Annotated in this window: 15 protein-coding genes; 3 read left to right on the plus strand and 12 right to left on the minus strand. The window is 37.1% G+C overall.

Features of this window, described 5'->3' with window-relative positions; all coding sequences use genetic code 11:
* Positions 1–221: 221 nt before the first annotated feature.
* The 8 genes from ACTQ5K_RS21830 to ACTQ5K_RS21865 all read right to left on the minus strand — a co-directional run bounded on the left by ACTQ5K_RS21830 (position 222) and on the right by ACTQ5K_RS21865 (position 8,834).
* Positions 222–1,022: an EcsC family protein gene (locus ACTQ5K_RS21830; RefSeq protein ID WP_031534641.1), complete on the minus strand. Its 801-nt coding sequence runs from the start codon at positions 1,020–1,022 to the stop codon at positions 222–224.
* 33 nt (positions 1,023–1,055) lie between these two features.
* A complete protein-coding gene (locus ACTQ5K_RS21835; protein WP_031534639.1) occupies positions 1,056–1,514 on the minus strand; it encodes an NUDIX hydrolase in 459 nt (152 codons plus the stop codon).
* A 35-nt stretch (positions 1,515–1,549) separates the two neighbouring features.
* Positions 1,550–1,993, minus strand: a complete 444-nt coding sequence (locus tag ACTQ5K_RS21840) for an NUDIX hydrolase (RefSeq protein ID WP_031534636.1) — start codon at positions 1,991–1,993, stop codon at positions 1,550–1,552.
* Positions 1,994–2,032: 39 nt separating this feature from the next.
* Positions 2,033–2,563: a hypothetical protein gene (locus tag ACTQ5K_RS21845; RefSeq protein WP_031534634.1), complete on the minus strand. Its 531-nt coding sequence runs from the start codon at positions 2,561–2,563 to the stop codon at positions 2,033–2,035.
* A gap of 62 nt (positions 2,564–2,625) precedes the next feature.
* Complete coding sequence (locus tag ACTQ5K_RS21850) at positions 2,626–3,048, minus strand: hypothetical protein (protein ID WP_152910860.1); 423 nt, start codon at positions 3,046–3,048, stop codon at positions 2,626–2,628.
* 200 nt (positions 3,049–3,248) lie between these two features.
* Positions 3,249–5,165 carry a DNA mismatch repair endonuclease MutL gene (mutL, locus tag ACTQ5K_RS21855; protein ID WP_031534630.1) on the minus strand — a complete coding sequence of 639 codons (1,917 nt, stop codon included), beginning with the start codon at positions 5,163–5,165 and terminating at the stop codon, positions 3,249–3,251.
* A 209-nt stretch (positions 5,166–5,374) separates the two neighbouring features.
* Entirely contained in the window at positions 5,375–7,996 is a 2,622-nt protein-coding gene (gene mutS, locus ACTQ5K_RS21860) for a DNA mismatch repair protein MutS (RefSeq protein ID WP_031534628.1), read from the minus strand.
* Positions 7,997–8,285: 289 nt separating this feature from the next.
* Positions 8,286–8,834 carry an outer spore coat protein CotE gene (locus ACTQ5K_RS21865; protein WP_251627950.1) on the minus strand — a complete coding sequence of 183 codons (549 nt, stop codon included), beginning with the start codon at positions 8,832–8,834 and terminating at the stop codon, positions 8,286–8,288.
* Positions 8,835–9,185: 351 nt separating this feature from the next.
* On the opposite strand from ACTQ5K_RS21865, the gene ACTQ5K_RS21870 reads away from it, so the two are divergent.
* From ACTQ5K_RS21870 to ACTQ5K_RS21880, 3 genes are all read left to right on the plus strand, one after another.
* The gene (locus tag ACTQ5K_RS21870) at positions 9,186–9,641 is read left to right on the plus strand and encodes a hypothetical protein (protein WP_031534623.1); all 456 of its coding nucleotides are present in this window, start codon (positions 9,186–9,188) and stop codon (positions 9,639–9,641) included.
* Positions 9,642–9,677: 36 nt separating this feature from the next.
* Positions 9,678–9,986, plus strand: a complete 309-nt coding sequence (locus tag ACTQ5K_RS21875; RefSeq protein ID WP_031534622.1) for a hypothetical protein — start codon at positions 9,678–9,680, stop codon at positions 9,984–9,986.
* Between the two features lie 109 nt (positions 9,987–10,095).
* Complete coding sequence (locus tag ACTQ5K_RS21880; RefSeq protein WP_235247666.1) at positions 10,096–10,449, plus strand: hypothetical protein; 354 nt, start codon at positions 10,096–10,098, stop codon at positions 10,447–10,449.
* A gap of 153 nt (positions 10,450–10,602) precedes the next feature.
* On the opposite strand, the gene ACTQ5K_RS21885 is transcribed toward ACTQ5K_RS21880, so the two are convergent.
* From ACTQ5K_RS21885 to spoVS, 4 genes are all read right to left on the minus strand, one after another.
* Positions 10,603–10,983: a RicAFT regulatory complex protein RicA family protein gene (locus ACTQ5K_RS21885; RefSeq protein WP_235247667.1), complete on the minus strand. Its 381-nt coding sequence runs from the start codon at positions 10,981–10,983 to the stop codon at positions 10,603–10,605.
* Positions 10,983–12,533: a tRNA (N6-isopentenyl adenosine(37)-C2)-methylthiotransferase MiaB gene (miaB, locus tag ACTQ5K_RS21890; RefSeq protein ID WP_235247668.1), complete on the minus strand. Its 1,551-nt coding sequence runs from the start codon at positions 12,531–12,533 to the stop codon at positions 10,983–10,985. Before miaB ends, ACTQ5K_RS21885 begins: the two co-directional genes overlap by 1 nt.
* Positions 12,534–12,916: 383 nt before the next feature.
* Entirely contained in the window at positions 12,917–13,840 is a 924-nt protein-coding gene (locus tag ACTQ5K_RS21895; protein WP_031534616.1) for a dipeptidase, read from the minus strand.
* Between the two features lie 458 nt (positions 13,841–14,298).
* Positions 14,299–14,559: a stage V sporulation protein SpoVS gene (gene spoVS / locus ACTQ5K_RS21900; protein WP_016201204.1), complete on the minus strand. Its 261-nt coding sequence runs from the start codon at positions 14,557–14,559 to the stop codon at positions 14,299–14,301.
* Between the last annotated feature and the right edge of the window lie 43 nt (positions 14,560–14,602).

The raw sequence follows: 14,602 nt of genomic DNA on the forward strand, positions 1-14,602 counted from the left end.
CGCTGCTCCCATAGGAGTCAAGCGGACACCTCTCCAAACCAACTTATTATTCGCTTTCAAATAAATAAAACCTCATTTTATTTGGAGAACTAGACTTTTTCAGTGCCCTCCCTATTCGATTAGGGGGAACTTACATAAAAACAAGCGCATATTTTATACTTACTTGTCTTATATGAAGATTGTAGCCGATTCAATCTTCCTTGTAATCAAAAAAAGAAGGACTACTCCACCTTACCTGTGTATTGCTCTATTCTCTCCAATACCCTACGCTTTTGATAGAGCTTATTCGCAACTTCTCCCACATCTTTTATGGCTGATTTATTCATATACGCACCAAAAATCATTCCAGCGACGGGAATCATTTGAAACAGCTTTTTCCAACCAAAATTATCTCGATAAGAGGCGAATACCTCTCTCCAGCCTTGTAGCTGCGCAAAGCCTTCCTCCTCTTGTGCATTTGTCAATTCATTTAAGATTGCTTTTTTTCCAACTATATCAGATGACGTAAATTGCATACATTTGATCATGAATATTCGTTCTTCCTTATTGGATGGGTCATATCCATATGCAACCGCCACTTCTTGTATAGTCTTTAAGGTAATCCCAAAAATAAGGGGAATATCTACAGCGAGAGTAAAAATCCCCCCAAATCCAGTTGTAGCCCCCTGAATTTGCGCATTCTTAGCATGACTTTTTATAAAGGCTTCTGCTGTCTTTTCCATGGAATCAATAGAAAAGTATTTTATATCATCAAGTTTTATATCCTTCTGTAAGGATAATTCTTTTTTTACTTTATGTACTGTTTTTTCCTTATTCACTAAATATTTTCCACCATTGTCAATATATACTGCAATTTCATCTAATAGGATATGTATTTTGTCTTGTATGTATTTCGGTGTCCATTTGTCTAACAGCACAAATGGAAGCCGCCCGATTTTTTCCCAGAAGAACAACCCTTTTTGGTTTTTCTCCCATTTTTCAATGGTCTTTAATTTTATTCTGAGCTGTTCTAGATTTTCCATTCCTACACCTCTTATAATTAAATGCTTCCGCTATCACAACACATTATTTTCCCATTCTATATATTTCTCCAGATATCCTCTATATTCATCCGATAATTCACTAGGCAATTTATTTAAAGGAAAATACTGCATTTTTTCTGACTCATTATAATCAATGTTCATTTCTCCACTTATATCTTTCGTAAAATACACTGCTGTTACTGCATATACTTCATCGCCATTGGGGATTTTAAAATAATAATCAGAACCAGAAAATACATTTAGTAATGTAAGATTTTCAACTTTTAATCCTGTTTCTTCAAAGACCTCTCTTCTTGCTACTTCTTCAAAGCTCTCCCCTAAATCCATTAACCCACCTGGCAATCCCCAATATCCATCAAGCCTTTTTTGCAATAACACTTCCTCTTGTTCATTTAGCATGATGACAACAGAACCAGGTAGAATAAGTGGCTTATGCCCTACATGCTGCCTTAAATATTTATAGTATTCCATTTATTACGCCTCCAAGCTCAGATAAGTGAAAATTGTTATCCTTTTCGTAATGCTTCCTGAATTGCCCAGCTTTGATGTTCATGAAATAAACCTTCTATTGCTTGAATTGGTTCTAGCCATTTTAGAAAATGACCTTCCTCTGTTGGTTCCCCTATTTGTTTAACGATCTTGCATATATAGAAATACCCTTCACTCAGATAATACTTATATTCATTTGTTGAGTAAAAATATCTGCGCGCACTCCCAATAAAGGAATTTATTTCAATGTCCATTCCCATTTCTTCCAAAGCTTCTCTTACTAAGCATTCTTTATGGGTCTCATTCTTTTCTATTCCTCCACCCGGAAGAAAGTAGTTGCCATCACTAGTTTGAATGATGGCAATTTTATCTTTCTGCTTATTAAAGATCACACAATACGCTGCAGGTCTTATGATGTATTCTTTCCCTTCTTCTTTTTTGCCGAATGTGATTATTTCCATATAAATCTCCTCTTATACAAAAAAATTGATTATCTTTCCCTACTCCGTAATCACTTCAATATCCTCATACGTAGGTTCTTCCTTTGTATAAGAAATCCAATAGGTATATGCTCTTGAAAAATCATCTGTAAAATGCTCTAAATAGGTTACTGCTTTTGCAGATTCTCCAAGCACTTTTACCTCTTTGACAGCTGTATTTCCCGTTGGCATCGTAATAGTAACAGTAGGACCATCTTCTCTTGCAAATATCATAGACGTATCAACAGACCCTGTACGATCCTCTGGACCCGCTACCCAATTTACCTTTCCTTCCTTATTCTCTAAAATAACTAAATCAGGATTATGCGTATTGCCGCTTTCATGCTTGTTTTTAAAAATAACATAAATGAAATCATCTTTTAGATCGTAATCAATAATTTCTTTATTCTTTAATTGATGTTCTGCTATTACACTCGAAATTTGTTCTTCGAGTGAATCAGTATCACTTGATTTTACGTCAGACTCTTTCCCTTTATTAGAACAACCAAGCAAAGTGAATAAAATAAGAAAGGAAGCAAGTAATTTTTTCATAATTAAACAGCTCCTGACATTTTTGTTTACGGATTAGAATTGGAAAAGAATTTATTGAAACCTTATGCTTTATATAAAATGACTGCTGCGTAGATTTCTTGCTCCGTAAAAGGTTCATTGTTCACCGCAAACTTCACATCTATTATTTCATGATTTTCCAATTCTTTTAACGCTTTATTTAGATTAAGCTCGAATTTTTTATAGGAAGTAAAATATGCCTTATACTTCTTCACTAAATAAGCATCCAAGTTATTAGTTGAATTAATTTTTTCTTTCGCAGCTATTATCGTGTAATTATTTGGATCTTCTAAAATATCACGAAGCTCCTTATTAGGTACGGTAAACGTTTCGTTCAATACCGTTTCAAGTGTTTTACTGTTTTTTTCCTCTGAGGCATTTTGAGCCGAACACCCAACTACCATTGGCAACAATACAATGAATAAAATGGACATAAATTTTCTTACAAATTTATTTATTTTACTCACCCCTCTCTTAGGAAATACGTTTGAATAGTGAAAAAGTTTCACTTTGTGAATGAAAAAAAGGTCTACCCCAAAAATCAGTGGATGCTGATTTTCGGGGCAGACCTTTATATTACACAAGATGATTAAATTCTAAGCCTTCCCATTCAATTAGTGTATTTTTCTAGTTCAATAAGGAATATTATAGGGGCTCACTTTATTATTTACATAACTCTCTTGAACATCTTCTCCATCTCATAAGTCGAATAATGCACAATAATCGGTCTACCATGCGGACAGGTAAATGGATCGGATGTAGTCCGAAGTTCGTCTAATAAACTTTGAATCTCATCATTTCGCAAATGGCGGTTTGCTTTAATAGAGCCTTTGCAGCTCATCATAATGGCTGCTTCTTCTCGTAAAAGCTTGATGTCTACTTTTCTCATGGAGAGAACTTGTTCGATCATTTCTTCGATTGTTTCTTTTTCTTCTCCTTTTGGGAACCATTGTGGATGGGAGCGAACTAGGTAGCTTTGCTGGCCAAATGGTTCGAGAAATACGCCTACTTTTTCTAATTCAGCTTTATTTTCTTCTATTTTCATCCATTCATCTAGAGAATAATCTAATGTTAATGGGATGAGCATTTCCTGTAATTCATTATGCACTTCTCCAACTTTTTCCCGGAAAAATTCGTATTTGATTCGTTCTTGGGCTGCGTGCTGGTCGATGATGTATAGTCCTCTTTCGTTTTGCGCAAAGATGTAAGTTCCGTGCATTTGCCCAATTGGATAAAGGGGCGGAACTCTGGGACCTTCCACGACGTCGGCTATTTCTTCCTCACCCCACGTTTCCTCTATCTCTTCTACTGGTGCAGTTGGAATGAAATTGCTTCCTTTCTGTTCAAAGAAAAAGGCTGTGGTATCTGTTATTGTTGTTTCTTCTCTAGCTTCTCCAGCTTGCCAACTACTTGGTGGTTCTTCTATTGGCTCGTTCCAAGTTGGCTTTTCCTCTTGCTCTTCTGTTGAAATCGAAACAGTTGGTTCTGATTTTGGAGCAGATATTGGCATTGCTGGCTCACGCACCGTGTCAAAGCTAAACGCTGCTTGCTCTTCTTTTGGTGCAGTCTTTTTCTCGCGGATTAGTCCAGCTGGAATAAGCTCTTTTTTCTTGAAAGCTGCTTTAATGGTAGTACTTACAAGTTCATACAGCTCTTGTTCTTTACTAAAGCGCACTTCCATTTTCGATGGATGGACATTGACATCAACTAGAATCGGATCCATTTCCACATTTAAGAGAACAATTGGATATCTTCCAATCGGCAGCAACGTATGATAGCCTTCCTGAATGCTACGTACGAGAGAATAGTTTTTAATAAAGCGTCCATTAATCATCGTGGAAATATAGTTACGTGACGCTCGTGTAATTTCTGGCAGCGCCATATAGCCACTTAATTTAAAGTCAAGGGTGCTTGCTGAAATTGGAATCATTTTTTTTGCAATAGTTAAGCCATAAATGCTCGCAAGAACTTGTCTTACATCCCCATTGCCATTCGTATGAAGGAGCTTTCGGTCATTATGGACTAGGCGAAAGCTAATATCAGGATGCGCAAGGGCAAGTCGATTGACGATATCAGTAATATTGCCAAGCTCAGTATGAATCGATTTCATATATTTTAATCTTGCTGGCGTATTAAAGAACAAATCGCTGACGATAATCTCTGTACCTCTTCTTCCAGGTGCGCCTTCCTGTTTCACTAAATGACCGCCTTTGAGTTCGATCGTTGTACCCTTTTCCCCAGTGGAAGTTGTTAAGGTAACTTGTGAGACAGAGGCAATACTTGGTAGTGCCTCTCCTCTGAAGCCAAGGGTACGAATCCGGAATAAGTCATTTTCGTCTTTAATTTTACTTGTCGCATGTCTGGAAAAAGCAGTTAAGACATCCTCTTCGTCAATTCCTAGTCCATTATCAAGAATGCGGATGCTTTGCAAACCAGCCTCTTCGATAAAAATTTCAATCGAAGTACTTTTTGCGTCAATACTATTTTCTACTAACTCTTTTACAACAGAGGCTGGCCGCTCAACAACTTCACCTGCAGCAATTTTATTCGAGAGTGCATCATCCAGTTGAATAATCTTTGCCATTGTTTCTCCTCTTTTCTTTCTTACTTATTTTCAGATTGGTGGTAGTTTAGCATTAGAATGAACGGTGGTTCTAATTTCGGCTTTTATTTTGTGTATGATAACCACTTTTTCTGGGATTCCTCTTTTTTCTGGCGTTCATTTCGCTTATGAAAACCACTTTCCTCAACGATAACCCTATTCAAACGTTCATCCCACTCACCAAATCCACTTCATCTATCATTTCGGACTTTTTTATGAAGCTCATATAATGTATTTAATGCCTGCATTGGCGTCATTTCTAGAATATCTATCTCTTTAAGCTTCGCTACAATTTGCTTTTCCTTAGTAGAAAGCACTTTGTGCGGCTTTTTCTCTTCTTCTGTACCAAAGAAGGATAATTGTGCCTCTTCTTCGATCTTTTCTGCTTTTACGGTAGGTTGCTCGACTTCCGCCACTGCTGCTTCTTCAGCGAATTGATCTTTTTGCTCTAGGCTTGTTAATAGCTCTTGTGCTCGTTCAATAAGTGCCTCTGGTAATTCTGCAAGCTGGGCGACGTGAATACCATAGCTTTTATCTGCTGCTCCTTCTTTTATTTTGTGAAGGAAGACAACTTTTCCATTTTGCTCCATCGCACTTACATGAACATTGCTTAAGGACGGAAGCTCATCTGCAAGTACGGTTAGCTCATGATAGTGAGTCGAGAATAATGTCTTTGCCCCGACTTCATGGTGGATATATTCAATAATGGCTTGTGCAAGCGCCATTCCATCATAGGTACTTGTGCCTCGGCCAATTTCATCGAATAAGATTAAACTATTATTGGTGGCATGCAACAGGGCATTTCTCGCTTCTAGCATCTCAACCATAAACGTACTCTGTCCAGAAATAAGATCATCTGCGGCACCAATTCTTGTAAATACTTGGTCAAATAGCGGAAGAACTGCTTCGTCTGCTGGGACGTAACAACCAATTTGCGCTAAAATACTGGTTAAAGCAATCTGGCGCATATACGTACTTTTACCAGACATATTCGGTCCTGTAATTAACAGTAATTCTCGGTCTTTATGCATGGTGCAATCATTTGCTACATAGCTCTGTGCGTTCATCACCTTTTCTACTACAGGGTGACGGCCATTTTTAATAGAAAGTGTTCGGTCCGCAGAAAATTGCGGCTTCACATAGCGACGATCCTCACTGACAGTTGCAAAACACTGCAATACATCTAGTGCACTTACTGTTTTGGCTAGCTTCTGTAAGCGGGGAATATATTCTTTAATCGTTTCGCGGATTGTCGTAAAAATTTCATATTCCAGCTCGACCATTTTTTCTTCCGCTTGTAAGATTAGGCTCTCTTTTTCCTTTAATGCAGGCGTAATATAGCGTTCTGCATTGGCAAGTGTCTGTTTGCGCTCATATTGTCCTTCTTGTAAAAGATGAACATTGGCACGCGTCACTTCAATATAGTAGCCAAATACACGGTTATAGCCAATCTTTAGTGATTTAATGCCCGTTTTTTCCCGTTCTTCTCTTTCCAGCTGAGCAATCCATGTCTTGCCGTTTCGACTTGCATCCCGGTAGCTGTCTAATTCAGGATGATAACCATCTAAAATAATATTTCCTTCTTTAATAGAAAGTGGCGGATTTTCCACAATCGCACGTTCTAATAAATCGGTAATATCTTCACATGGATCCAATTTATCTGCAAGGCTGCTTGCTTCTTTTGACCCGAATGATGCCACGATTTGCTGAATAATCGGTATTTGCTGTAACGATTTTTTTAGTTGCACAAGATCTCTTGCATTGACATTACCGAAAGCAACGCGACCTGCTAAGCGTTCTAAATCGTATACTTCCTTTAATTTTTCTCGCAAATCTTGGCGCTCAAAATAATGACTAATCATTGTTTCTACTAAGTTTTGGCGATTTTCAATCTCGTCCTTATTTAATAATGGACGATCGATCCATTGTTTTAGCAATCTGCCACCCATCGCAGTTTTCGTTTCATCCAAAAGCCAAAGAAGAGAACCTTTCTTCCCTTTTGAGCGAATCGTTTCCGTTAATTCTAAATTTCGCTTTGAATAATAATCAATTTTCATAAATTGATCGATTACATAAATTGAAACTGGCTGTAAGTGATCAAGGCTTCTTTTTTGTGTGCGATATAAGTAATTGAACAAGCGTGCAACGGTGTTTTTCAGTGATTGTTCTTCTATTCCTTGTAATAAAGAAACATGCATGTCTTTTTCAACAATATCATTTTCAATCGAAAGGGTTATAGTTCCCCGCTCCTGTAATCTTTTCAAATACTCTTTTGAAAAATCGTCTGCAACAACCACTTCTTTCGCTCCTGATAACGATAATTCATTCAATAATGAATCGATTCCAGTTAATATGGTTGCCTTGCTTTCCCCTGTCGATAAATCGCTGTATGCAAAGCCAAATTTTTCGTCCGTCAGTGTTGATATGGTTGCAATATAATTGTTTTCTTTATCTGATAAATTTTTCCCTTCCATCATCGTACCAGGTGTGATTAGCTGAACCACTTCTCTTTTTACGACACCCTTTGCTTGCTTCGGGTCTTCTGTTTGTTCACAAATTGCCACTTTGTAGCCACGCTCAACAAGCTGTTCAATATAGTTTGGCGCAGAATGGTGAGGAACTCCACACATTGGAATTCGCTCTGCTCCGCCCCCTTCTCTGCTCGTTAACGTAATTTCAAGCTCTTGTGATGCTTTGATCGCATCATCAAAGAACATTTCGTAAAAATCTCCTAAACGAAAAAATAAAAAGGCATCCTGATAATCTGCCTTTACCTGTAAGTATTGTTGTATCATTGGCGTATATGTTGTCATAACTTCCTCCAAAATCCAAGTCCAAATCTATTATTTTCTCATTATACCATAAAGAAATAGAATATTTGAGTGGGGGGTTTTGGGAAAAAACAGCTATTGTAAACATATAAAACTTTTATTCTTTAAGTAAAGTTAGATTTGATAACTTGTTCGTTCCATTTCGCTCGAGACATAAGATTAGCCGGGGAAAAAGATGCGCCTCCTCAGGCTGTGAGGTTCTAGCAACAAACTTTATGTAAACAGCGTATTAAAAAGGTTCAAGAAAAAAAGACTAGGAAGCTCCTAGCCTTTACTCTTCTTCTCCACCTACAAGAAAATCTGGATTTAATTCTTCAAATTCTTCGTCTTCTACTTCATCTTCAAACCATGCATCGTCATCTTTGCCACATTCGTCTGTACATACTTCTACACAGATTTTTGTTTCTCCGATAACTTCTACGATAAATTCTCTTTCTACATGAACAATAATTTTATTGCCATTTGGAGAAATTACTGCTTCGATGCAGTTTGGTTGCTGTAATACTGTTGCAATCACATCGTGGTCTTCTAGGCAGTCAGGATCACGATATTTTAGTTTAATGACATCTGTATATTTTACACGCTCTGTAACTACTTCTGTTTGTGTGTTGTCATTATAGGAATACCAAACGTTAATGTCATAGTATCCGCAAATTTCTACTGTTTTACCAACCTTTTCTGCCTCATACGTATGGTTGATAATCCAGCAGCCCAAGATGCTTGAAGGGCTGTTGTCTGGACAGATCGTATGATTGGATTTTGTGAATTTGCGTCCTTTCGCTACGACTGCCTTTGTAATAATCTCTCTATATTCTCCCATGTTCGAGCGAAACCTCCTCATTCATTTTCATTTCATCCTATGCGGGATAGGAGTCTAGTGTGCGACAAATTTTAAAGACTGTAAGTAATGCTTAAATCTACTTCATTGTATGTAAAACTTGGGTAAGTGTGCCGATATTAGCCATTTTTCTAGACGGATATCCTTGCTTTTGCAAAGCTCCACTCCATGCCTTTGAATGGATCTACTTCCATTCTATTTATGGGTAAAACTCAGCATTCCTTCGATAAAATTTTTAACTCATAAAAAAATATGCGTTTGTATTAATACATTCGCGGATACAGCTTGGTCAAATCTTTATATACTGTAGTATACGGTAAGGGGGTGAGGAAGTTGGCAGGGTTATTTAATAACAACGATCAGTTTGATTTTAAATTCAATGTTAATGGCAAAGAGGTTTCTGGTGAAGAAGGAGCTAAATACGCACAAGAATTAGTCGGTAAGCTATCTACTGAAATGGGTGGATTGGTTCAAAAATTAACAGAAGGTTTAAAAAGCAATGTATCTGAAAGAACCATGGAGGCAGTGAAAGAAAAGGTTGCATCGAATGTTGACTTAGATTCTATTAAAGAAAAAGTGGCTAATATCGATTTAGATTCGCTTAAAGATAAAGTAATGCCGAATCTTAATCCAGAAACGCTAAAGAGTTTAATAAATCAAGAAACATTAAGTAAGATACAGGAGAAATTACCTGTTATTGATGCTTCAAATGATGATGGGAATCTCCAATTAAACGTGAATGGCAAGCCTATTTTTTCACTAGATTTATCAGATTTCATCAAAAAATAAGGAATTAATCTTACTTTTGAAAGGAGGTGAAATCATATGTTGTCTAACTACACATCTGATTGTCACAAAGGTAACGGTTCTGGCGTTGCTGGTACTGATGTTACTGCTAAAGGTAAAGGCATTGGAAATAAAGGGGCAGAACTTCGCGGATTCACTAACGCTACTCAAGGAAATGGTAACCTTGCTAACCAATTTACTGCTTCTGGTGCTGCTGGTGGTGCTGCTGTAGGTGTTAACTTATTAAACTTCTTTGTTGGTGGTATTTTAGTTAATGCTAACGTTGCTGGTGCTGCTACTGCTGTATCTTACAACGAAAACAGCCCTGAAATGGTGAACGAAGGTTAATCACCTTTAAAGATAATCACTCCTATAAGAGAGAAGCATATAATAAAGGGCAACATCATATTGATGGTTGCCCTTTTCTTTTACATATCTAACAGGAGGAGGGAAAAGAATGGCGCAAGAGAAAAATATTGGCTTAACTGCTGAGAAATTGAAGGAGCTTGGCGTACCAGAGGAACTTATTGATAAAATATTGGAAACGGGAGGACCTTCTGTTAATACACATGCAGAAGGAGGAAATGGCGGAAGTGCTGTCAGTCTAACTTATGTAGATAACTATTCTGTTCTATTTCTAGTCTATACATTTCTTCAACAAACGATTAATAATGGAAATGCGAAAGATAAAGAAACGAAACAGCTGAATAAAGCACTGCTTTCTACCTTGCAAACAGCTATGAAGGAACAACAGGAATATCGGAAAGCTTTCTTACGAGCAATTAACATTTTAAATAATCAAAATAAGTAAAAAACCAAGCGAGAATATGCTTGGTTTTTCTACTTTTGGGCATTTTAATTGTATTCGCAAATAAATGAAGCCTATTGCTTTCAGCTCCAATCAACGGAAGAATGTTAAACGTTATTTAACTCAATGAACATTCTAATCTAACAAAAACCCTTTTTACTCTTCTTTCTTCTTATCAACGGAAAGAATTTCGGTTTCAACTGTATCTGCGATAGTTTTTGTTACCATTTGGAGCATTTCATTGACGATTTCCTGTGATTCTTTAAACTCGCTGACGATTGGGAGCTCATCGATTTCTTTTTGCAAGGCATCAATTTTTGCTTCCGTTTCTTTTAAAGCGGCAATTTTCCCATAGTGCTGAAGATTGACTGCTTGTTTTTGCAATTTTTTGATTTGAGCAATTCGATCATTCACTTTTTTGTTTTGATTGATTTGCTGTTCTGCCCGCTGATAAAATTCGACTTCTTCTGTATCACGAATCATCTTGGCAAGTTGTTCTGTTCGCTCGATGATTTCTTCTTTTGTATACTTAGCCATTAGTTTGCCTCAACAGCTTCCGCTTCTAATACCTCAATCATTTCCCCGTTTAATGACCATGTTTTCGCATCCGTAATTTTAACAGATACAAGTTTACCGATAGCTGATTTTGGTCCAACAAAGTTTACTAGCTTGTTTTTGCGTGTATATCCAGCAAGTACATCTGGATTATTCTTACTTTCCCCTTCCACAAGGACTTCCACAATTTGATCTTGGTAGCCCTTCATGGAATTAGCAGAATACTCATTAACTAAAGCATTTAGGCGCTGTAAACGTTCCTTTTTCACTTCCATTGGAACATTATCTTTCATTTTCGCAGCTGGCGTACCTTCACGCGGTGAATAAATGAATGTATAAGCCGCTTCAAAGCCAACCTCTTTGTAAAGAGACAATGTTTCTTCGAATTGCTCATCTGTTTCATTTGGGTACCCAACAATAATATCTGTTGTTAGTGTTAAATTAGGAATAGCTGCCTTCATTTTGCGAACTAATTCTAAGTATTTTTCTCTCGTATATTTACGTGCCATAATTTTTAACACATCTGATGAACCAGACTGAACTGGTAAATGGATATGTTCTACTAAGTTACCGCCTTTAGAAAGCACTTCGATTAAATGATCATCAAAATCACGTGGATGACTTGTAGTAAAACGAACACGTGGGATATCAATTTTGCGCATTTCTTCCATTAAATCACCGAAGCGGAAATCAATGTCCGTGAAATCTTTTCCATAGGCGTTTACATTTTGACCAAGCAAGGTGATTTCTTTATAACCTTGTGCAGCCAATTGACGTACTTCTTGAATAATATCCTCTGGACGGCGGCTACGTTCTTTTCCTCGAGTATATGGAACGATACAATAGGTACAGAATTTATCACAGCCATACATGATATTAACCCATGCTTTTATTTTTCCGTTACGTACTTTCGGAAGGTTCTCGATAACGTCCCCTTCTTTAGACCAAACTTCCACAACCATTTCTTTAGACATATATGCTTCTTGAAGAATATTTGGTAAACGGTGAATATTATGTGTTCCAAAGATCATATCTACTTGTGTGTATGTTTTTAAAATCTTATTTACTACGGATTCTTCTTGGGACATACAGCCACAAACCCCGATTAAAAGATCTGGTTTTTCTGTTTTTAAATGCTTTAAATGTCCTAATTCACCAAATACTTTATTTTCTGCATTTTCACGAATCGCGCATGTATTAAGAAGAATAACATTGGCATCATCTACAGTATCTGTAGCTTCATAGCCTAATGCTAAGAAAATTCCTGCCATTACCTCTGTATCATGCTCATTCATTTGACAACCGTATGTGCGAATGTAGAATTTGCGTCCTTCTCCCATTCCACGGAATTGTTCGGAAATAGAGAAATCTTTTTCATAACGAACTTCTTCTTTTCCACGTCTTTTGGCATCTTTTAAAGATGGTGCTTTATACACTGTTTCGAAATATTTGCTGTAATCCTTTTCGGATTTTTTGTCCGAAGAATTATTGCTTTCAATTTTTTGTCCTTCTAAACGTTGTTTTTCGTTCATTTCAACTACTCCTCTCTTATCGATGAACTTGTTTCATCCATAAGTTTGTTAATATACATGGTTTAGGTTAGTTCTTATAGATTGTTTTCTTTATAACATGGTTTCCATTGATTTAGCCAGGTTAACCACTTGCTCCCCGCAGAAGTTCGGTACTGTCGCAATATAAACAACAATCTTTTCTTCATATGTACTATTCTTTATAGACATATTTTCATTATTCTAGTATAAGCCTTTGACCTTTTGAAAACAATAGCTAGGTTAGAAAGAAGAATTTCTACTATTTTCTTTATCTATATATAGGAATCTTACAGCAACGGGCAGTTGCGTTTTCCTACCTCAAAAGGAGAGAACGCAACTGCCCGGATGCTTTTTAAAATTACCCTTTATTTCGGAAATCTTTTTACCATATTCGAAAATAAAAACTTCTCTACTTGGCTACTAGTATAATATTTCATAAGTTCGTTAATTAGATTCGGGTAATCGGCAGTAGAAGATAACCCTTTAACGGTTTGAGAGATTCCATCAAAATCAGAACCAAAGCCGACATGATCCTCTCCTCCTAGGGAACAGATATAATCTAAATGCCGTAATACATCTGTAATGGTTGCAGCATTTGTGCCACTTAAAAATTGCGGCACAAAAGTAATCCCGATTACGCTGTCTGCTTCAATCAAAGCCTTTATTTGGTCATCTCGTAGATTACGAGGATGTGGACAAAGATTATATGTATTTGAGTGGGATGCATACGGATGATCGGCAAGTTCCATGACATCCCAGAAGGAGTTTTCTGACAAGTGGGAAACATCTACTAAAATATCTTGTTGATTTAGTAGTTTTACTGTTTCTCTTCCAAATAAAGATAAACCAGCCCCTCTTGGTTCTAACGCACCATCTGCAACAGCATTGGCGTAGTTCCAGGTTAGTCCGACTGCTGATACGCCTAATTGAAGCAATGTCTTTAATTTCAATAAATCGCCAGCGATTGCATCACAGCCCTCAAGTGTTAGAATCGCGCCAATTTCTCCATCTTTCAATTGCTCGATATCCATTTTATTACGGATAAATTTAAGATCTGGGTTAGGCTGTAGGATTTTTTCATTAAAAATAGTTGCCATGGATAATGCAGCTTCAAACTTCATATCTGGATGAATGGATTCTGGAATATAGATGGCAAAGCATTGGATCTTTGCTCCACCCTTTTGGAGTCCTTCTTTCGTTATATGAAGTTTTTTACTATTCTGAAAATTAATCATTTTATCCTTAAACATTTTTAATAATACATCGCAATGCCCATCAAAGTAATTCAAAAAATTCACTCCTATACGATTATGCTCTTTATTTTCTTCTATGTAAATCTTAATTGGCCTTCCACCAAGATATCATTAATCTCAAACTATTTAAACCTGAATTTTCAATTTTAAAAAAAGTTGTTTTGAGTGGTTAAAGAGGCAAACCTGATGAATCACAGCCATAATAAAAAAGAAAGGATGTCTCATTCATTCGGTTACAAAAAGCACAGCTTTTAAGAGATTCGTTAAAAAGAATGTCTATTCTCTAACTTAACTCTTGCTGCTGTGGAACGAAACCTAATCGATAAGACACCCCCCTTCTTTTTGAAGGTTTGCTCTATTTCATTCTAAATTAAAATCTCCCTAAAAGGATTCAAGCTGCTCGAGCAAATTCACCAACCATAAGAAGGGATAAATCGGGGAAAGCATGAGCATCACGCTTTCCTTTCTTTTTTTCCTATAATCTTATTTTCTCTTTATCTAGGCTCCACAATGAGCTTGATGGCCGTTCTTTCCTCACCGTCAATTACAATATCAGTGAAGGCAGGGATACAGATTAAATCCACTCCGCTAGGTGCTACAAACCCTCTTGCGATAGCAACTGCTTTAACCGCTTGATTTAATGCACCTGCACCAATTGCCTGGATTTCCGCTCCACCTCTTTCTCGTAGAACACCTGCAAGCGCACCAGCTACAGAATTGGGACTAGACTTTGCTGAAACCTTTAATATCTCCATTTCTAGCTCCTCCTTGTTTAACCCCCCCGCATGTTTCATTAAG

It is taken from the genome of Niallia sp. Sow4_A1 (assembly GCF_052116745.1).
Lineage (GTDB): Bacteria > Bacillota > Bacilli > Bacillales > Cytobacillaceae > Niallia > Niallia hominis.